General features: G+C 36.7%; 17 protein-coding genes. 4 read left to right on the forward strand and 13 right to left on the reverse strand.

Annotated elements, in window-relative coordinates; translation table 11 throughout:
- Positions 1-16: 16 nt before the first annotated feature.
- The 4 genes from JM84_RS13385 to JM84_RS13400 form a co-directional block, all read right to left on the reverse strand.
- Positions 17-1,273, reverse strand: a complete 1,257-nt coding sequence (locus JM84_RS13385) for a tyrosine-type recombinase/integrase (RefSeq protein WP_144784755.1) — start codon at positions 1,271-1,273, stop codon at positions 17-19.
- 339 nt (positions 1,274-1,612) lie between these two features.
- Positions 1,613-1,831 (reverse strand): hypothetical protein, encoded by a 219-nt coding sequence (locus tag JM84_RS13390; protein WP_013751502.1) that lies wholly within the window; start codon positions 1,829-1,831, stop codon positions 1,613-1,615.
- A gap of 364 nt (positions 1,832-2,195) precedes the next feature.
- The gene (locus JM84_RS13395) at positions 2,196-2,855 is read right to left on the reverse strand and encodes an HAD family hydrolase (RefSeq protein WP_013751500.1); all 660 of its coding nucleotides are present in this window, start codon (positions 2,853-2,855) and stop codon (positions 2,196-2,198) included.
- A gap of 3 nt (positions 2,856-2,858) precedes the next feature.
- Positions 2,859-4,160, reverse strand: a complete 1,302-nt coding sequence (locus JM84_RS13400) for a D-arabinono-1,4-lactone oxidase (protein ID WP_013751499.1) — start codon at positions 4,158-4,160, stop codon at positions 2,859-2,861.
- A 426-nt stretch (positions 4,161-4,586) separates the two neighbouring features.
- On the opposite strand from JM84_RS13400, the gene JM84_RS13405 reads away from it, so the two are divergent.
- The 4 genes from JM84_RS13405 (at position 4,587) to JM84_RS13420 (ending at position 8,549) form a co-directional block, all read left to right on the forward strand.
- The gene (locus JM84_RS13405; protein WP_144784757.1) at positions 4,587-6,227 is read left to right on the forward strand and encodes a hypothetical protein; all 1,641 of its coding nucleotides are present in this window, start codon (positions 4,587-4,589) and stop codon (positions 6,225-6,227) included.
- A complete protein-coding gene (locus JM84_RS13410; RefSeq protein ID WP_144784759.1) occupies positions 6,227-6,892 on the forward strand; it encodes a response regulator in 666 nt (221 codons plus the stop codon). The genes JM84_RS13405 and JM84_RS13410 overlap by 1 nt, the downstream gene beginning before the upstream one ends.
- 929 nt (positions 6,893-7,821) lie before the next feature.
- Entirely contained in the window at positions 7,822-8,184 is a 363-nt protein-coding gene (locus tag JM84_RS13415; protein WP_013751496.1) for a DUF6567 family protein, read from the forward strand.
- A gap of 86 nt (positions 8,185-8,270) precedes the next feature.
- Positions 8,271-8,549 (forward strand): hypothetical protein, encoded by a 279-nt coding sequence (locus JM84_RS13420; RefSeq protein ID WP_013751495.1) that lies wholly within the window; start codon positions 8,271-8,273, stop codon positions 8,547-8,549.
- 559 nt (positions 8,550-9,108) lie between these two features.
- On the opposite strand, the gene JM84_RS13425 is transcribed toward JM84_RS13420, so the two are convergent.
- The 9 genes from JM84_RS13425 to JM84_RS13465 form a co-directional block, all read right to left on the reverse strand.
- A complete protein-coding gene (locus JM84_RS13425) occupies positions 9,109-9,513 on the reverse strand; it encodes a hypothetical protein (RefSeq protein WP_013751494.1) in 405 nt (134 codons plus the stop codon).
- A 53-nt stretch (positions 9,514-9,566) separates the two neighbouring features.
- Positions 9,567-11,318, reverse strand: a complete 1,752-nt coding sequence (locus JM84_RS13430; RefSeq protein WP_041295680.1) for a hypothetical protein — start codon at positions 11,316-11,318, stop codon at positions 9,567-9,569.
- Positions 11,308-13,527, reverse strand: coding sequence for a hypothetical protein (locus JM84_RS13435; RefSeq protein ID WP_013751492.1), 2,220 nt, complete (start codon positions 13,525-13,527; stop codon positions 11,308-11,310). The genes JM84_RS13430 and JM84_RS13435 overlap by 11 nt, the downstream gene beginning before the upstream one ends.
- The gene (locus JM84_RS13440) at positions 13,527-14,813 is read right to left on the reverse strand and encodes a BatA domain-containing protein (protein ID WP_144784761.1); all 1,287 of its coding nucleotides are present in this window, start codon (positions 14,811-14,813) and stop codon (positions 13,527-13,529) included. The genes JM84_RS13435 and JM84_RS13440 overlap by 1 nt, the downstream gene beginning before the upstream one ends.
- A 1-nt stretch (position 14,814) precedes the next feature.
- Positions 14,815-15,711, reverse strand: coding sequence for a DUF58 domain-containing protein (locus JM84_RS13445; RefSeq protein WP_144784763.1), 897 nt, complete (start codon positions 15,709-15,711; stop codon positions 14,815-14,817).
- A 29-nt stretch (positions 15,712-15,740) separates the two neighbouring features.
- A complete protein-coding gene (locus JM84_RS13450; protein ID WP_144784765.1) occupies positions 15,741-16,739 on the reverse strand; it encodes an AAA family ATPase in 999 nt (332 codons plus the stop codon).
- Positions 16,740-17,139: 400 nt separating this feature from the next.
- A complete protein-coding gene (locus tag JM84_RS13455) occupies positions 17,140-17,760 on the reverse strand; it encodes a DUF4159 domain-containing protein (protein ID WP_144784767.1) in 621 nt (206 codons plus the stop codon).
- Between the two features lie 39 nt (positions 17,761-17,799).
- Positions 17,800-18,534, reverse strand: a complete 735-nt coding sequence (locus tag JM84_RS13460; protein WP_144784769.1) for a DUF7003 family protein — start codon at positions 18,532-18,534, stop codon at positions 17,800-17,802.
- Positions 18,535-18,635: 101 nt separating this feature from the next.
- A complete protein-coding gene (locus JM84_RS13465; protein ID WP_013751486.1) occupies positions 18,636-19,952 on the reverse strand; it encodes a TldD/PmbA family protein in 1,317 nt (438 codons plus the stop codon).
- Positions 19,953-19,965 lie beyond the last annotated feature (13 nt).

Genomic DNA, 19,965 nt, shown 5'->3' on the forward strand with positions numbered 1-19,965 from the left:
TTTTTCATAAGAGTTTTTAGGCCATTTTCAACACAGGAATCTCCATATTAAAAACTGTGTCCACTGCCTGTTGTTTGTCAAAATCTTCTACCTGATAGTATTGATTAATTGTTTTAATGTCGGTTTGTCCAGTAATTTTACCTATTAGCTTGGGACTTTTACCTTCTCGGATCATCATTGTAATAAATGTTCTCCTTGCTGTGTGAGTTGAGATACGATCGCAGAAGCGCATTTCCTCTCTAATTACCTCTTTACCTCTAGTTACACTCTTCTCAACTTTGTGGGTGTATCCTGCATCTTCAAATACATCTTTTATATATGCATTATATTTTTGATTACTCACTAGTGGCAATCGGTAATCATACTTTCGCAAGATATAAAGAGCTATTTCATTAAGTGGTATAGTACGAACCTGCTTAAGAGATTGCTTCTCTTCTTTAAGATTAAAATCATTTCCTTTTACGGTCGTCTTTGATACGAATTTTAACTCTCCAAAGCGCATTCCAGTTACACATGAGAAAATAAAAACATCTCGTACTTTCTCTAATTTTTCATTCTTTGAACTCTTAGACATAATGTCTTGTAGAATCTCCTTAGTCAGTGCTATCTGTTGAGTTATTACTTTCTGCTTTTTCTTGAATTTCTTAAAATCATCATTATAGGTATAATTCTTCTCCAAGGCCCAAAACATAAAGGTTTTTATAAGACCTAAATTTCGAGCGTAAGTGTTATTTATATGCCCCAAGTCATTCATACTATAATTAGTAAACTCTGTATGAAATTTCTCATTAATCTTATTAAAAGTCAATTTGTACTTTTTGGCTTTTTCAAAGTTTACTAAATGATTTTTAATATTAGTATATCTCTTATGAGTAGATGTTGACCATTCTTTACGTTTCTTTTTCTCTTCAACAAAAGCATCAAATGCAACAAAGAAAATATCTTGGCCATTACTAGACTTTTTAAACTCAGCTTTAAATTCTTTTTTTAAAGCCTGTGAGGTAAACTCCTCTTTCATAATCTGACATCTACTTTGAAGCTGGTTGAAGCAATCTGAATATCTAGTCAGTTGAGTTTGTATAGAAACCCCATTAGTACATTTATATTTACCTTTAGTTAGCGGTTTCTTTTCTTTCTGATTCCAATGTATAGGTTTTATCTTCTCACCTGTAGAATATACAAATTTCTTTGCCTCTTTTTTGAAATGACAAGAAAATAAAATGAGCGATTCCCTGTCACTTTTAGGTGTCTTAAGATAGAATGTGCAGGTCATAGCGAAATTGAGAATTGGTTGACAAAATAGTTGACAAAAGTATTATCATTTACTTGTGTTTTAGCTTATAACAAATATAAACAAATCAGGTTCATCATTGACTACTAGTGGTTAATCACCAAAAAGATATTAACAACAACTAATAGGTTCTATTCCCTCCGACTCCACTGATTGAGTATCAAAACTCAATAAAAAAATCCCGTAAACATCTAGTTTACGGGATTTTTCACTTTAATCAATGTCGGTTAGCATCATCGAAATGAAATCTTACATCATATTTTACAGTGTTGATTAAAAATTCTCACTGTAGTATATTGAAATAATTGCAAATCAATAATATTATTGTTTTGATTTTTGTTCTGCGTCCTTATGAGCATTGTCTTGCACTGCATTTTCTTTATTAGAAAGTGTTTTGTTTCCAGCTTTATTAGCCTCTCCTGCATCCCGCTTAGGTTGAGATGAATCCTTGTTTTGATCTCCGTATTGATTTACGTGCTTATCCTTGTGCACACCGTGCTCTTTATTGTCAAGATTTGCTGCTCTTTTAGTATTGTCCATAATGCTTATTATATTAGTTTTTTTTTATTTTCTTCAAATTTGGAACAAACTCTTTTTTAAAAGATCGATTATTCTTTATCCAGTCATAGGTATAATAACCTAGTTGAGCGACTGTCACTATTCTGAATATTTTTCCTACTATTTTCATGTGGTTCATTTTAGTTTCACATAAATTTAATTGGACACTAATATAATTTAAGCTGGATTATGACATTTTAACTAGCAACCGTTAAAGACCTCTAAATGATTCACCTACAGCGCTGTCAATTTAAGTTTTATTAAAGAAAAATGATACAGTATTGAAAACGACCTAGCTCAAAGACAGTCATAATTTTCAAGTTCTCATGATGAGAGCTTCTATTAACTAAGAAGCTATAAGCTTATCAATAGTTCCTATCGCATCAAACAGTGAATTAAATTGATAATTAGTTTGACTAATGATATTTTCAGAAACTACACAATGTGATTGTATGTAAACAGATTTCATACCTGAATTTAAAGCTGCTTGTAAGCCTAGCTCACTATCCTCAAAGATGTAAATATCTTTAAAGTCAGCGGGTTCTATATTTAAACTATTTGCCAACTTTAAATAAGGTTCTGGATTAGGTTTTGGATTTACATAATCTTCATAGCCGTACATCACAAGTACTTCAAACTTCCAGAATTTTATACAGTCTTTTACAAAATCACTGCTTGCATTACTGGCTATACCATAGGGTATATTGCGCTTTTTCAGATATTCAAAAAGCTTTCCTACACCACTATAATGTTCTACTTCATTAATATGCTCAGTTAGATAATTGTTTTTAACTTTTAGTAGCTCCTCGGCTTGAGAGTGACTTCCAAATTTTTCACACAATATCTCTGATATGATTATTGGTGATGCGCCAGATTTAATATCACCAGAAGTTATTACTACAGTAGCATCCAGCACCTCGTTTACAGCAAACTGCCAAGAGGCAAAATGTATGTGCTTACTATAAGCTATCACTCCATCAAAATCAAATAATACTCCTTTAACCATTGATTATAATTTTTCTGAGAAAATAGAAGCTAAATACTTGTTTAAAAACTTGTTTGTAGGATCCATAGACTTACGTAAATCTTTAAAATCATTCCACTTTGGGTAGAGTTTAGTTAGCTCTGGATCTTTAGCGGCAAAGCGCTTTCCCCAATGTGGTCTTCCTCCATATTTAAGAAAAATGTCTTCTACCGTTTTAAATGCTTCATAACTATCTGCACTAGATGCATCTCTTGAAACGCAACCCATCGTTACCGTTTTTCTTTTGTAAGCATTACTCAACCAGCTATCATCACTATCTACAAAACGCACATCCATAGGTATGTGGATGAATGATTTATTTTTAAAACTATTTATAGTTTCTGACAGTTCTTTAAGTAATGATGGGAATTTTTCAAAATCAACTGTCCACTCCGCAAGCTCAAGAGTTGATCCTCTAGATTTTGTAACTGTAGCCTGGTATAAATTTCCTTTATGTTCTTTCCTACTTTTAAAAAATCGCTTGTAGAGAATTTTATTTGCAAAGTAAATGGTCCAAGGAGCTGTCTTAGTCAGCTGATATAAAAATTTTGAGGCCTTTCTTCTATTTTTTAAATATGCAGGTCCTAGATCTTCTTCGACATGTTGGTCTTTCGGAATCTTCTTCCCCTTTATCACATAACCCATCCCTGTATGAGGAAGCCATAATATTCTTAAGAAATCATGATTAGACAAATAGCTACTTAGATTCTTAGTCCATGTAGCATCACTCTCGGGTTCTTCAATCAGATGTAGTGTGTATGATTCCTCACATTGCAGTGTAATGGTAGAGAAAGCACCTAGAACTCCCAGAGATACTCTCACGGCATCCATGAGCATATCATCTTCATTAATCACTTGGATTGTACCATCTGCTTGGATGAGTCTACAACTTGTCATATATGACGAGATAAGTCCTCCATTAGTCCCATGTGTACCAGTTGCTAAGGCTCCACCTAACGTAATAGTGTTGATGTCTGGCAGACAAGGAATACACCAATCTAAACTCTCTATTTTTTCTAGAAGGTCTTTAAGTTCAATTCCAGATTGGACAGTTATTTTTTTAGATGCTTTATCAATACCAATTATCTGATTATAATTTTTGATATTTATAAGTGTGTCAGTCCCAGCAGCAATATCTGACGACGATTGTTTAGAACCGTAAAATCTAACATTCTCAGCGTTCTTGATGGCATCCGCAAATTCTTCTTCTGTAGTAACGTCATAGCTATTAGTAAATGAATGTTTTACATTTTCATTCCAGCTAATCCAAGTATTCTCTTTCTTCAATTTTTTTATTGCAAAGTTATATTGAATTTTAACAAATTACTATCGTAATTGAACCTTTAATTAGCGCTAACAAATCATTAAAGATAATTTTACATTAAGGTGATATAACTTAATTTCTCTGTACTATCTATTGAGTTAGTTTACATATCATTAATCTCGTCCGTTCGTAGTATTTCTAATGATTCATAGTGTACCGTGAATCCCATCGCTTCGTTTTTAATTAAAAAATTTATACGACATCTCCACATTGAACTCCATAACTCCTAAAACCTCGTACCAGCCTGAGGCGGAATCTTTACATTAAACTAAACTATCATTGTTAGATACACTATGGCATACGCTTTCGCGAAAGCGTAACCATCCACATCAATATTTTTTACTTACAAACCCGTAATTCCCACTTACAAAATATAATATCTTTGAGGGATGCAGAAATCTACTATTACAACCCTACTTGTATTTCTAGTGCTCACGCTTTGTAGTATTTGGACAACACCACTTTCTGGACAGACACCCATAGATAGCACTCAGCATTACTATAGAGTTATTGGCTACCCACAAAACACGGAGGATGTAACAGCAGGTATTAATTACTTCAAGCGCCAACTTGAAAATCATAAAAACGATAAAGCCCGCAATAACTATTACTCTGAGCTTATATCCTTAGGATATTTTAATAATGGTGACATTTTTGAGAGCGAAAAAGCCACCATCAACCTTTTAAAAGATATTCCTGTAACAGATACACAAACCATCGTTCGTCTCAGAAATAGACTGGGTAGGTTGCACAGAAGTCTTAACAATCTGCCACTAGCTCTAGAAAACTACCAGCAAGCACTGGCGATGGCTACAAAAAAGGAAGATAGTATTACCATTTCAAATAACATCGCCACCATTTATATGGAGCGCTCATCTTATGAGAAAGCGGCTCAAGTCTTAAGTCCCTTTATGAAGGATACAGACCGCATAGAAGATAACAACATACTGACCACTATATATGACAACTATGGGTATAGTATTACTCAAATAGGTGATTTCAAGGGTGAGGCATTGATGCTAGAAGCGCTAGCTATTAATGAAAAAAGCAGAAATATAACGGGAAGTTTTTCGACAAATAGACATCTAGCATACTACTACCATCAGCAAGGCAAAGAAGCACTAGCAAGAAAACATGCTCGTCTAGCAAAAGATATTGCTTATAAACTCAATAATCCTAGATATAAACTAGAAGCCCTCGGACTGGCAATTGATATAGGCACAACAGCAAATGCCGATGTTTTTAAGAAACTATCAGACAGTTTATACAAAGTGCAAACTCTTCAAGAAAATAAATATGCAGCTCAAAAGTATGAATACGCCACGTTCCAAACGCAAGCAAAGGAAAGCGAGCTCATAGCACAGCAGGAGAAGGTTAATAAAACACGCTACCAGTTCTTAGCTTTATTTATTATGGTAATCACGGTAGGTATTATTATCTTCCTTTCATTACGCAATAAAAGAAAGCGCCTTGAACAAGTATATATCACAGAAACAAAAATCTCAAAGAGATTACATGACGAAGTTGCAAATGATGTTTACAAACTAATCTCACAAGTGCAAACTAATACATACAATGAAAGTCACTTACTAGATAATCTAGAGCATATTTATAGTAGAACTCGAGATATATCTAGAGAAAATAGTTTTATTGAGACAGAAGAATCTTTCCACATAACCTTACGTGATTTGTTATCAAGTTATAAAACTCCATCTCTCAACATTATCACAAAAGGTATCGACAAGGTAGATTGGAATCAAATTCCAAAAGTACACAAGACTACTATTTATAGGATTTTACAAGAGTTAATTACAAATACTAATAAACATAGTAAAGCATCTATAGCCTTTGTTGAGATTTCAAAAGAGGGTAAGAAACTGCATATTCTGTATAAGGATAATGGTATAGGCGGTGCTATAAATTCTAAAAATGGTTTGCTTAATGCGGAATCCCGTATAGAAGCTTTAAAAGGAACAATTACTTTTGAAAGTAAGTCTAACCAAGGTTTTAAAGCACAGATCAACATATAATGTTTCAAAAAGTAATTATAGCAGACGATTTAGGAAGTATCAATGAAGGTGTACAACACATTCTCACTACCTATCAAATACCTTACATAAAACAAGTTCAATATTGTGATGAGGCATATAAACTCATTAAAAAAGCAGAAATGGACGGTAAATCCTATGACCTCATAATTTCTGATCTTTCATTTGTAGCAGACCACCGTAAGCAACAATTTCCATCTGGAGATGATCTTGCAGCTGCTTTAAAGAAAGAACATCCTGAGCTCAAGATTATCATTTACACTGTAGAAGATCGCTTCCAGCGTGTGAGACAGCTGTATAATGATACGGGTGTAGATGCCTTTGTATGCAAAGGACGAGAAGGGATCTCCGATCTTAAAGAGGCAATCACAACCGTTTTTAATGGAGAGCGTTATATCTCTCCACGTGTTGCTATGGCGATGTCTGACAATGCAGATTTACAAATAGACGAGTACGATATCACCCTCATGCGATTACTCTCTTACGGTTATTCTCATGATGAAATAAATAAAGAACTCGTGGCTCTTAACGAGTCTCCATCGAGTCTAAGTGCAATTGAGAAAAAAATGAGCAAACTTAAAATTCAGTTTAGGGCAAATAATGCTGTTCATCTAGTTGCATTAGTAAAGGATTTAGGTATTATTTAAATGTATTTCATAAAAAAATCACCTATATGCGGTTTCCCGTAACGTTATTATTATAAAACCTTGTAATCTTACCACGACTTAAAATCATGGGGGGCTTTAAGTCAAGGATTGTTTGTAGAGGATGTTCATTTGAGCATCCTCTATTTTTTTATAAAAAGCTGATAACCAATTACTAATAAAAAATCAAATGTTAAAAAATAAAATAATATGCTCAAATAAAGGAAATCCGTAAAACACCTATCTAAAAATCACGTATCCTTGTCATGGCTTAGTTGCTAGGGGTTTCTAGGCCAAATTTGTTTGTACAGGGTATCCGCTTGGGTACCCTTTTTTATTTACAATACTAGTGTCCTTTTCGGATTCGCTTTCACAAAAGTTAAAAATGAAAAAAAACGCCCAAATAAAGGAAACCCGTAAAAGACTTGTTTAAAAATCATGTATTCTTGTCTTGGCTTAGTTGCTAGGGGTTTCTAAGTCAAGATTATTTGCATTGGGCACCCACTTGGGTGCCTTTTTGTTTTAATTACACACCTAAGAAGTCCGCTTTCGCGAAAGAAAAACAAAACCCAATATATTTATATTTTTTTTAGACTACCTATTGACTGAAAAAATAAAAATGAACTCAATGCGGTTTCCCGTACGCCATCTTTTTGTAAAGTTCGTATACTTGTCACGGCTTAGTTGCTAGGGGTTTCTAAGTCGGGATTGTTTGTAAAGGGTTTCCATCTGGAGACCCTTTTTTTTACAGAATTTGTTAAATATCAAAAGAGTAATAAAGATACTTCTCTAAAAAAACTAATAAATCTACCAGAATGAGGTTGCCCGTAAAAAAGTCTGCTTTGATAAAATTATGTTTGCCACACACTGTCGGAACAAGCCGAAAAAAGACACTAAACAGGAGTAGGTAATACCTAAGATCAAGATTATTTATGAAAAAAATGTACCTTTTACTAGCACTAGTTGCTCTGTTAATGACAAGTTGTGCTTCACACTTTGGCTTACCAAAAAACTACAACCAGAACACTACAGAAGTTGTTCTTACAAAGAAGAACTTCAAAGTTGTAAAAATGGTAAAAGGAGAAGCAGAAGCTACTTATATTTTTGGAATAGGCGGACTAGCAAAAAACGGTCTCGTAGCCGAAGCAAAGGCAAAAATGCTTTCAGGAGCAGGAATGGATGGAGCTGCAAGAAGCGTAGTAAATGAGGTGGTAGAAGTAAAAACTTCTGGTTTCTTATTTGTGAGCAAATACAAAGTGATTGTTTCTGCTCAAATTATTGAGTTTGTAGAGTAGTTTATATCTTTATTAATAGATTTGGATTGTGATGTAAATTACAATCCAAATCTATTTTAACTTATACTCCATTTCAAATTAATACTATGGAAAGCAAAAATCAAACGTATGGCCTTTCGGCAGAAAATCCAGTAATGGTAACAAGCGTAGCTATGTCTTATTCATACCTTGATAAATTAATTACTGTCCATAAAGACTTAAGTTATCGTCGTATTAAAAGTACGTTTTCGTCCTTTGTAAATGGTGTTCTAGATAAATATGAAATATTATTAAACCACGAGCATTACTCCTTTCTCTTTATCTACCCTTATGCCGAAGAAGATAAATTCGCTATGGCCGAAACTTTTGAGACATTAAGAAATTAAAAGTAACATTAATTTCATACCTCTATTCTACAACAGAGACACCTACCTTAGTTTAATTATCATGGCTTTCATTTATCATAATTAGTCTAAAACCCATCCCATTTTCGCGAAAGCGAACCTCAACACGCTCTTTTTTCTGTCTTTTCTATTCTCATCAAAAATGAGCAAGCTCAAAACTTTAGAGCCACAGTTATTAATTTTGTGTATTTTATCGATTAATTGTGCATTTCATAGAATGCGCTCGGCTCATCATTTCAAAAATGATGGAGAAGATCATGTATAGCTAATTTAGCAGTGCAGAATGACTTACTTACCTAGCATAGCGAGTGTTACTCGAAGATCTAGTACAGAAAAAGAAGTATGATTATCCCCGCAGAGAAGATGTTTTTATAGATTGTTTATTAGATTGAATTCCCCCAAATTTTCAATTTGGTTTTGAGTAATGATTTGTTACCATACTTAATTTAACCTCATTGTTTTGCAAAGGCTATCCACAAGGATAGCCTTTTGCGATTTATAGGAAATCGTAAAGCAAGTAAATAAGTTGTAATCTTTGAAATTACTTGATGGTAGATTTATTCAAGCGTATAAATACCCATCCAAAGAAGAGCATAAAAAGAAAGTCATTAAGACCATAGATGCTATAAAATACTCCAGCAAGTGCGTCTTGCTCGTATACTGTAGTAATTGAATGGCTCGTAAACCACTGTAGGTATACAATCACGTATGCAAATTTCTCAATCGTAAATACCGCAATAAGCCATGGTACAGACGCATAGCTTTTAGAAACAGCTATATACCCAAGTCCCCATAAAACAATTGCTATAAGCCCAAAATAGCCCATTACTTCTGGCTGTGTATCCATCATTACTTGATTTGTAAATCCTTTAGATAATAGTAGCACACCAAGTACATTAGATAGGCCAGCTATTACAAATAGCTTAGAAATAGTTTTTGCACTCATAAATTATTGTATAAACACGGATTAAACAATGACTCAAGATAGTCAATTATTCTTCACACACCTTCTAGTCTAGGCGCTACCCATAAATAGCCCATCGCAAGAATAAATATGACAAATAACCATAAACGCTCTACAGGTTCTAAAACTGTGTGCGTTTCTGCTGCCTTTTGAGCTACATTAAATGTGCGTTTATTATGAGCGATTTGAGTAGATGTTCTTAACGATTTCCAGTCAGTGTCGAGCGGGATATAAAAGCTGGCAACTGCGGTGCTATCTTGCGCTAGACGCAATTCATTCCAGCCTGAGTGTGATGGATATACCGTTCCCTCCCATTGATCTTCTAGCAAAACATCTTGTCGTAGTGGGATTGCAACCTGCTCATTATCCAGAACCTTTGGAGCTGGTATTTCTGTGCGTAGCTTAAAGCGAAAAGGTGCATCCTTTACCCCTATTTCTTCTTGAAATTCCCAGAGAACAGTAGGCAATTCTTTCTGACTTACCGCACTCAGTATGGAAGACCATAAATAGTTGTATGTTGCTTCATTACCATCAAGAATTAATTGATAGGTATCTGTAAGTGTCGTACTTCCCCATCTACCAGCACCCCGCTGAGCGTATGCTGCCCATACATTTCCTTCTTCAGAAATAATAGGTTGTACGAGTGCTCCAGCGTCAAAACTATAAAGAATTGTAGCTACCTTAACTTTAGGCCAGGTTGAGAGTGCTATTTCATTTTTATTATTTCGCTTAAAGCGAAAACCAAATTGTTTACCATCATTTACTACTGCCACATCTGGCTGTATAAATACTCCAAGACCTTCTTGCGATACTTGATTATTAAGTGTTCTACGAGAACCGCTAGACAAGCCGTTGTAAGAACTAGCATCCATAACCACCACATCAAAAGCTGAAAGATTAGCGCTCGTAAAGCCGTAGATAACTCCTTGTTTTCTATTAAAATTTTCAAACTTGTACCGTTCCTTAGTAAGCTGACTGCGTACTAGCACTTCATGCCCCTCGTCAGCTAAATAGTTTTTTAGGTACTTAGTTTCAAACGTGGGAAAACCATTTATAATTAAAACACGCAAGCGTTCTTTTTCTTTAATGATTAGAGGTAATGGATCTTCAGAAATAATAGTACTAAGACTGTCTTTTTCAATAAGTTTATACACATACTTTCCACTTACGGAGGTTGTAGCTTGCAGCTCAAAATCAAATGCATCACCACCAGAAACCGTTACCGAATCAAGTTCATTTCCTCCAGCATCTTCTAGTAACAAGCGATTTCCTTTAATAGGCGATGTATAAATCCCACGGATTGAAAGGGAATCACCAACGGTTGCAGATTTATTATACGCGAGTTTTGTAATACCACTCAATCTCTCACCAGTTAAATAGGTAGTTGCAATAGATTGTATTTGCCAAATATCATAAGAGGCAACCCCATTCCCGAGTATATAAGCAGTACTTATAGCCTCGAGTTGCAAGGGATTAAAACCATCACCATCATATTTGATAATTTCTATGTCCTTGTAGAGAACCTGTAAGCTATCTAACTGCTGTTGTTTATATGCTTCTGTGAGAATAATGCCTACGCCCTTAGTACGTGGTACAGTTTTTACTGGCTGCAACAACATCAATGCAAGACTAGCTACTGCGATAAGAGCGATTATCGCCTTTATCATTACATATTTGCTGCCTGTTACGCGAAGTTCTTTCCATATAAAAAGACCCCACAATATAACGGCGCCAGCAATTACAGGCCACATCCACTCTTCATGTATAAAGGATATATTATCGATCACCCGTCTGTAGTTCTTTAATGAATATATCTTCTAGCTTTCCTCTGTATGGCTTACGACTAATTGGCATTGCATCATTTACTGGTAATGCTTGTAATAATCCACGCTGTACTTGTCGCAGTGTAGTTGCCGGTTGCTGCTTTTCTTCTGTGAGCCATTTGAGTTGTTGCAAGGTATTAAGGTGTCTTGCCGGTTCTTGTATTGCTATCGTTGCTAGCTCTTCTCCAGCCCTGGCAAGTATCGCCTTATCTGCAGCAGTTAATGCGGCTTCTCCAGCAATATGCTTTTCAAGAAGCGCTATACTTTGCTCCATACTTACATAAGGGTTAGTTGCCGCTATTTGCTCAGTTTTATAAAAATTATCAATCTCCTTAAGATCTCCAGAAAGTCGCTTATCTTCCTTAATAGGCGGCGGGTCAAAACCTATGCGGTGCACATAAATGCGTGCACTATTTTTAATGTCTTGTATTAATGTCAATGCCCTATATTGATAAGGTAGTGACACTTTGGGATCTGCAAGACGAAGGTGTAGCTCTGCATCCCACATTTCGGCCATGGCTTGTTTGAGTTTGCTGCGCAAGGATTCCGTAAAAAGGGTTGATTCTTCAGGATCATCGTGATTGTGAATATATCCTTCTAGTATAGATTTTTCACCCTCTTCTTCTGCATCTTCTTCATGATCATGTTCTTCTGGAACGAGGTTATGCTCATTCTCACTATCGTGATCATGTCTAAAACCTGCAGTGGGATCATCTGCATCAAAGTCTTCATGAGGTATATCTGGAGTAACAGCGATGCCAGAATCTGCTTCATCGCCCATAAACTGACCGTACTTTAATCGTAATGCTTTCTGGTCAAAACCTAAATCATTACTGCGCGTTTTAAATTCCTTCTCAGTGAGTTGTGGTCGTTCTTCTATGAGTTTTTCCGTATCGATAATCAATTGCCGCTGGCTCCTAAAGTAATCAGGCATCAAATCTGCTCCTAGAGTTCCTTCTACTCCAAAACCATCACTCACCGTATCTTTTATTACTGCAAAGAATGTCTCGCTACGGGTGATATTAGGCTTTGGTGTCTTTTGATCACTTACCTCAACATAAAAATACAACTCATCACCCAGCTCCATCTTCAGCTGATCTAAATTAAGAGTCTTAGATAATCGCATGGATTTCTCACCTACTTGAACCGGTTGATTAAAAGCCAACTTCTCTTCTCTAAACTTTACAGACTCTCCTTCGCCTTTACTTACCGTGGCAACAATGTGTGCTGCTGCGATTCCGTAATCGTCACTTATTTCGGCAGTAAAAGCAATCTTCTTATTGTCTGAATAATCAAAAGACGTAAACTGTGGGATGTTTTTAATTTCTACTAATGGCGCTTTGTCTTTTACCACTTCAATCGCATAAATATCTGATGCGTAGCTAGTTCCAAGTGTATCAATGAATTTAAAATTATAATAGCCAGATTGTGTGGGTTTGTACGCTTTCGCGAAAGCGGTACCATCACCCCTCATCTCATCATTAACTCCTATCCCTTCTACTGTAACCTCACTTACCTTACTGTCAAAATCCAATTGCCAATATAGCTGTGATCCCTCAACTGCCTTTGCATTCATCAAACTAGACGTACGTGAACCAAGTTTTGTGTAAGCTGGATAACGAATGGCAAGCTTCTGATTAATGAGCACAGGCGGCTTGTATGCTGGAGCAACAGAATCTGTCACAGAAAATGTCATTATCTCCTGCCCAGGTGTAGTTCCATTAGTACGATTTATGCTCTTTCCAAATGCATAAAAAACTATGACACCGATTAGTATCAATACGCTTGCAGTAATCGCAGCATATCGCAACCTCGTTTTAGGTTTGACAGTGGTAATTTGCTGTGATAAGAGTGTGGTAATTTTCTGTTGCTGTAACTGTGCAAGTCCCGACATTCCATCTGGCGAAGCCAACAATAAACTACTACTATATTCGGCATTATGAAGATGTTTATCAATGTAAGCACTCACAGAACTTAGATTGATTCTCCAAGGTTTAATCATGAGCACTGCTATTGCAGTTACTACTAGAAAAGCGACAATACCTATTATTAGATTTCTAGTAATAAATGCACTACAAAGTCCAGCTCCGATACCATAAAGCACGGCTTCTAAGCCTCGCAATAACTGCCAGCGCTTCATGTAAATCTGTATGAGTTGTATCCCTTCTTGCATTATTGTTTACGTATTCTAGAGAGTATGCGCTCGCTTACAAGGAGTACTAAAAGCAGTATCCAGAAGGTACTTGACATATCTGATTTTACCTCTTTTTTCATTGTGGTAGCGGGAATATTAATGGTTTGCAGTTGCTCTAAACTCATCACCCGATTATCAAGGTCTCCTATTTGTATATTTAATTCTTGATCAAGATTAAGCCATGTAAGTAATTGTGTTACTAGAGGCTCTTCTGTAATGAGTTTAGGCGTTAGTTTCTTTGTCAGTATCGACGTAGTTGCTGCAGGTCCTGGTACAACAAGCGAATTTGCGATTTCTCCTGGACGATAATATAATGTAGGCGTGTCGCTAGCCATCATAGGATTATCACTCAAATCAATCAAATAATCTATAGTCGTCGTATCTATTTTTTCTCTATCTGACACTGCGGTGATGACAATCTCTCTCTTAGTAAACTGACTTATCGCACGTAAAGCTGCCTCTAGATAACTACGTTCGGCATCATGTCTTTTATTATAGATGATTGTAGTCTCAATAGGAGAATACTCTTTTATAGAAATGGTTCTGGAAATACCATTCGTTCTGATCTCGACGCTATCTTTTGTAAGATTTAATGTTACATCACGTATCGCTACTTTCTCTTTATTTATACCAAGTAGTTGTGCCTCGCTCAACACATTAATGATTTCTAAACTATCCTTATGAGCAATTGCGACTAGGGGCTGCTCATTCTGTCTAGTAGTTTCCACAGGAATCCACGTAATGTTCTTTTTTATGGTAGGCCTTTTGCCTTGTAACGCTTTCGCGAAAGCGTGTGTAAAAACCACAATACTATCTGCAGCTAATTCTTCCATCTCTCGAGCGAGCTGCCAATAATTAGGCACCACCTCTTTATTTGCTATTACATCTCCAGTCTCCCACAGTGGAAAATCTTCTTGTAATAATCGCCTTCCTTCTAGTGGTATTTGTTCAAATCTCGCTAGACCATCTGCTGTGGAAAGTAACGAAGGTTCGAAAAGATAAGCAACCTCCTCATTGTCGGGAGTTGTTGTAATATGTGGTTGTGCAAGAATTACCACTAGCGTACTAATAATCAAGCAACGCAATAGTAGTAGCCACCATTCATTAAGCTGGATACTATTACTCTCTTTAGATTTTGTGGGCGCGATAAATTGTATACTACCCACTTTTATAGTGCGCACCTTCTTACGGCTCCACAAGTGAATGAGAATTGGGATCGCGAGTGCGAGTAGTCCCCAGAGGTATGATGGCTGTAGTAATGTCATATCAAAAAATACTGCTACGTTTTTTGAGAAATAAGTGTAGCGCTTCGCCAATATGTTCTTCTAGTGAAAATAGCTCATAGTCTATACCGCTAGCAAGTAACGCTTCCTTGGTATTACTCATAGATTGCTCTAGCGCTTGTAAATAAGTAGTTTTTGCATCCTTTGCGTTTACCTTCACCTTAGCACCAGATTCAAGATCTTCAAAAATTACTTGTCCTTTGTAATTAAATTCTAGTTCGCTCTTGCCCAGCAAATGCAACACTGCAACTTCGTTTCTGGCTGTTTTAAGCTGTTTGATCATTGTTATAATTTCCTCATTATTTTCATACAAATCTGTGATAAAAAATATGAGTTCCTTATGACTACGATTATGTAGCTTCTCACTTGCTAACTGCTTAGGCCAAGAGCCTTGATTTTTTAATTGTAATAATTGGTACAAGAATCTATTAAAATGCTGCTTCCCAATAGCCGGCTGCAATGCTTCTAACTTTTGATTGTTTACCGTAAGCAAACCTACCGCATCTCCTTGCGTTTGTGCGAGGTGTGCAAGACTTGCCACGAGTACGTTTGCATACTCCATTTTTGAAATATCACCTTCCTTATGAAGCATAGACAAACTTGCATCTACTATAAATCTCACAGAAATATGTGTATCTATCTCTGACTGCTTGATGTAATATCTACCAGAACGCGCAAGCATTTTCCAGTCTAGTAACCTGAGATCATCACCAGGTTCATAGCCTCGATATTGACTAAATTCTAACCCAGCCCCTACTCGCCTACTTTTATTGAGTCCAGACAAATAACCGTCTACGATAACGCGCGAAATAAGTGATAATCCAGAAACTCTGTTTATCACTTCGTGTTTAAGTAGCGATTTATAATCGTCTTTTGACATAGTATTCTTTGCTGCTATTATTGTGGTTATTAAGCTAAGTCTATTTCTTTAAGTAAGTGAGTGGTTACTTGGTCTGATGTAATCCCTTCTGCCTCTGCCTTGAAGTTGACAATCACTCTATGACGCAATACTGGTAAGGCCACATTTTTAATATCATCTAGCGTTACTGCCATTCTCCCTTGTGAGAGCGCTCTCGCCTTTGCAGTAAGAATCATTGCCTGCCCTGCTCTTGGGCCTGCGCCCCAGCCTACCCATTGTTTTACATAGTCATTTGTGGTAGTTTCTGGTCTAGTCGCACGTACTATCGTACTTACAAAATCAATGAGATTATCGCTTATAGGCACCTCTCTTACAAGTTGCTGTAATCGTAAAATATCTGCTCCCGTGAGGACAGAATGCACTGTCTGCTTAACACCACTCGTAGTACTTTTTAAAATATGAGTTTCCTCTGCAGCCGTTGGATATCCTATTTTGATGTAGAATAAGAAACGATCCTGCTGCGCTTCTGGTAATGGAAATGTACCCGATTGCTCAATAGGGTTTTGGGTTGCAAGAATAAAAAATGGACGCTCAAGACTATAGGTTTTACCAGAATAGGTCACCTCAAATTCTTGCATTGCTTCTAGTAAAGCAGCTTGTGTTTTTGGTGGAGTACGATTAATCTCATCTGCAAGGATGATATTTGCGAAAATAGGTCCCTTCTTGAATTCGAAAAACTTTTTACCCGTCGCCTGATCTTCTTCCAGAATCTCTGTTCCAATAATATCTGAAGGCATTAAATCTGGCGTAAACTGGATACGTTTAAAATCCAAGTCTATTGCCTGCGACAAGGTGCGAATCATCAAGGTTTTTGCAAGCCCCGGAACTCCTTCAAGTAATGCATGACCACCAGCAAGAAAGGTAATAAGCAATTGCTCCACCGTTTCCTCCTGACCTATAATCACCTTTGCAATCTCTTTCTTAAGATCCTTTAGCTTTCCAGTTAACGTGGTTACTTCTTGTTGTAATTCGGTTAGTGTGTTATTCATAGTGTTACCTTATTAAATCTCTTTTTCTTCTTAGCTTCTCCTGCAAAACATCTCCCCTAGCCCATCTTCGAAGAGGGGAAATTTCATGTTGCTTTTTGCGAAACAAAAACAACTTCTTATCGCAACAGTGTCCCTCTTTGAAGAGGGAGTCAGGGAGATGTTAGCTAATTTTATTATCTGTTCCGAATTTTCTCTCTCCCGACCCTAAAGGGTGGGAAAATTATGGGCTTGGTTGTTCTTTTAAAAATTGTACTCTTACTCTTAGCTTCTCCTGCAAAACATCTCCCCTAGCTCCTCTTCGAAGATGGGAACTTTTTAAGTTGCTTTTTGCAAAGCAAAAGCAAACTCTTCTCCCAACAGTGTCCCTCTTTGAAGAGGGAGTCAGGGAGATGTTGGCGATTTATGATGTTAATGCATACATCACGATATTCACTCCAAATCTTGTGTTATCAATTTTATACCAACGTTTGTTTCTGAAATCGTAATCCCACTCGCAGCCGTAATCTTTATTGCTGTACAGTACTCCTATTCTTCCATTGACTTCAATGGCTTTTAAGTATTCATGTACAAGATCATCTCCCCAGCCGTTTAGTTCTTGACTTGTGGTGGGTGGACCGTCTTCAAATTCAAAGAAAACGTTATAAATCTCGTGATCGTTAGGTATTTTTTTGAGTGCATCTTGACCAAAAATCTCTTCCATCTGGCGCTCAAATGATTTGGCAAATAATCCGTCGATATCGTGATTGCAGTCATCTGCAAAAACAAAACCTCCGTTTTCTATATATTTTTTAAAATTCTCTTTTTCCTTCTTTGTAAACTGTACGAGCTTATGCCCTGAGATATAACAAAACGGACATTTAAAAATCTCATCGCTCGCTAGTGAGATAATGTTCTCCTTAGTATCTACCGCAAGGGTGGTATACTCTACCAGTGAGTTGAGCAAATTAGAAGGCATACGCTGATCTACGTCCCAGTCTCCAGATTCGTATTGCAAGCGCGTAAAGAAGAATTTGTTTGGCATTAGTTTTAATAGTGAATTTTAAAATTCATTTAAGTACTGTTATAGAGTTCCTCCTTCTGGCCAATTTTTCCAGTGGTTATTAGGATCTTTAGTTGGTTTATAAAATTCTCTATTACCAGTTTCTAAAACTTCAGCTATTTGTCTAAATGTTTCGTTTTCACTTGGAAGTTCAGAATCCGCACAATCAGGATGATTCCATTCTGACAACGCTAACACTAAAGGCAAGTTTTTCGGGATTCTTTCCCGAAGTTCCTGATCTGTGGCTAACAATACCTCATCATACTTTGGCACTAAACCTCTCAAAAATTCCCAAATATAGATTACACTTTTATCCTCTAATTCAATTCCTTTATTCAAGTAAAATTCCGGACTGTGATTTATCAAAACTTTCTGACCTCGTAAGACCATTGTTACAGCATTAGGGTTTAAACTCTCCTCAAACTCTTCATCAAACGTCTTAAAATCTTCACTATCATTCGTCATATTAAGGAAGTTTGAATTGTCAGTTCCGGGCTCAGTTACTATACAATTTCCAAAAACGTGTAGACAATTATTAATTCCATCGTGCCCTCCACCTCGATAGTTAAATCCTACTACTTCAATTATTAACGCCCATCTTTCATCATCTCTATAGGCAGTCATTCTTGATGTTACTGGATAAATATATCCATTATCGAGCATTGGAAAAGTAAAGTTTTGTGCACAGCTATCTAATTGCTTTAAAATACTCTTTCTTGAATATTTCTGTTTCTTTCCAAATCCTAAAAACCTCATATGACTCTTGAAATTGATTCTCACATTTTCGCGAAAGCGAACCTAAAATAAAAACTGGCTACCACTAACGTGATAACCAGTTTAATATAATTTATACGTTTTTATACAGCATCTGAAAGACTGGTAAATGTAAAGTCACGTATTTTCATATACGGGATTAAACTACCATCAACGCGTACTTGCTTGCCAAGAGTTTCTAGATTATTAAGCATAATAATAGGACTCTCATTAAAGCGGAAGTTCTTTACAGGATACTTGATTTTTCCGTTCTCAATGTAAAAAGTTCCGTCGCGGGTAAGACCTGTGTATAATAGCGTTTGAGGATCTACAGAACGTATGTACCATAGTCTTGTAACGAGGATTCCTTTCTTTGTAGACTTGATGAGATCTTCAAGAGATGCGTCACCACCGCCCATGATAAAATTACTAGGAAAAGGGACTGGCTCTACACCTTTTTCTTGTGCCCAGAATCGATCATACGCAAGGTTTTTTACCACTCCGTTTTCTATCCAGCTTGTCTTTTTAAGCGGTTGTCCTTCTCCATTCCAAGTACCTGCTGGCACTTCTTCATTAAGAGGGTCTGACCATAGGTTTACACGCTCATCTACAATTTTTACACCCATCTTAGTGCCTCCACCTTCTTTAGACATAAAGCTTCTTCCCTCATCTGCAGATCGTGCACTTATAGAACGACCTAAGCCTTCTAGTAGTCCTAATCCAGCCGATGGTTCAAGAATTACGGTGTACTTTCCTGGCTCGATTGCTTTTGCCTCGCGAGACATTACTGCCTTATCAATAGCAACTTTTGAAGCTTCTGCTGCGTCAAATTTTGACACATCATTAAAATCTCTTGTAACCCATCCAGAACCGGTACCATCGTTAGATCGCATGGTTACTGTAAACTCAACGTTAGTCGACTTATTATAAGCAAACAGTCCGTTAGAATTCATCATCGCGCTAAAGCCAGCACCACCATCTAGAAATCCAGCTGCGGTTACATCATTTTCTTTGGCAGGCTGAATGCTGCTCTCCGCTACCTGTGCTCTATACTCTGGAGTCATATTTGCCGTTGCCTCTACATACGTTTTTGACTCGTCATAGGTTTGCGGTCCTAGTGGCTGCATAAACTCAGGATTTTCTGGAGCAAGCTTTGCAAGCTCCTCTGCACGTTTTACCACTTTTTCAAGTGATGCATCATCAAACTCGTCTATGGTTGCTGTACCTGATTTTTTACCAAAACTTGCAGTGACAGCAAGACTCTGGTTAGACTGGTGTCCTGAGGTAGAAACAGAGTTACGTGCATAACGGATGTTACCACTCTCGCTACCGCCTAAATTTATAACGCAGGCATCTGCAGTAGAGAAGCTCATTGCTTTCTCCATTACTTTTTTTGCCTCTTCTTTTGAAAATATTCCCATTGTGTTTCTTCTT

The sequence above is a fragment of the Dokdonia sp. Hel_I_63 genome (genome assembly GCF_007827285.1).
Classification (GTDB): domain Bacteria; phylum Bacteroidota; class Bacteroidia; order Flavobacteriales; family Flavobacteriaceae; genus Dokdonia.

Bases quoted from the DNA above. Each gene is read 5' to 3' on its own strand.
- JM84_RS13445 (WP_144784763.1), bottom strand. From the start codon at position 15,711: ATGTCAAAAGACGATTATAAATCGCTACTTAAACACGAAGTGATAAAC.
- JM84_RS13410 (WP_144784759.1), top strand. From the start codon at position 6,227: ATGTTTCAAAAAGTAATTATAGCAGACGATTTAGGAAGTATCAATGAA.
- JM84_RS13395 (WP_013751500.1), bottom strand. From the start codon at position 2,855: ATGGTTAAAGGAGTATTATTTGATTTTGATGGAGTGATAGCTTATAGT.
- JM84_RS13385 (WP_144784755.1), bottom strand. From the start codon at position 1,273: ATGACCTGCACATTCTATCTTAAGACACCTAAAAGTGACAGGGAATCG.
- JM84_RS13425 (WP_013751494.1), bottom strand. From the start codon at position 9,513: ATGAGTGCAAAAACTATTTCTAAGCTATTTGTAATAGCTGGCCTATCT.
- JM84_RS13465 (WP_013751486.1), bottom strand. From the start codon at position 19,952: ATGGGAATATTTTCAAAAGAAGAGGCAAAAAAAGTAATGGAGAAAGCA.
- JM84_RS13390 (WP_013751502.1), bottom strand. From the start codon at position 1,831: ATGGACAATACTAAAAGAGCAGCAAATCTTGACAATAAAGAGCACGGT.
- JM84_RS13420 (WP_013751495.1), top strand. From the start codon at position 8,271: ATGGAAAGCAAAAATCAAACGTATGGCCTTTCGGCAGAAAATCCAGTA.
- JM84_RS13460 (WP_144784769.1), bottom strand. From the start codon at position 18,534: ATGAGGTTTTTAGGATTTGGAAAGAAACAGAAATATTCAAGAAAGAGT.
- JM84_RS13450 (WP_144784765.1), bottom strand. From the start codon at position 16,739: ATGAATAACACACTAACCGAATTACAACAAGAAGTAACCACGTTAACT.
- JM84_RS13435 (WP_013751492.1), bottom strand. From the start codon at position 13,527: ATGCAAGAAGGGATACAACTCATACAGATTTACATGAAGCGCTGGCAG.
- JM84_RS13440 (WP_144784761.1), bottom strand. From the start codon at position 14,813: ATGACATTACTACAGCCATCATACCTCTGGGGACTACTCGCACTCGCG.
- JM84_RS13415 (WP_013751496.1), top strand. From the start codon at position 7,822: ATGAAAAAAATGTACCTTTTACTAGCACTAGTTGCTCTGTTAATGACA.
- JM84_RS13405 (WP_144784757.1), top strand. From the start codon at position 4,587: ATGCAGAAATCTACTATTACAACCCTACTTGTATTTCTAGTGCTCACG.
- JM84_RS13455 (WP_144784767.1), bottom strand. From the start codon at position 17,760: ATGCCAAACAAATTCTTCTTTACGCGCTTGCAATACGAATCTGGAGAC.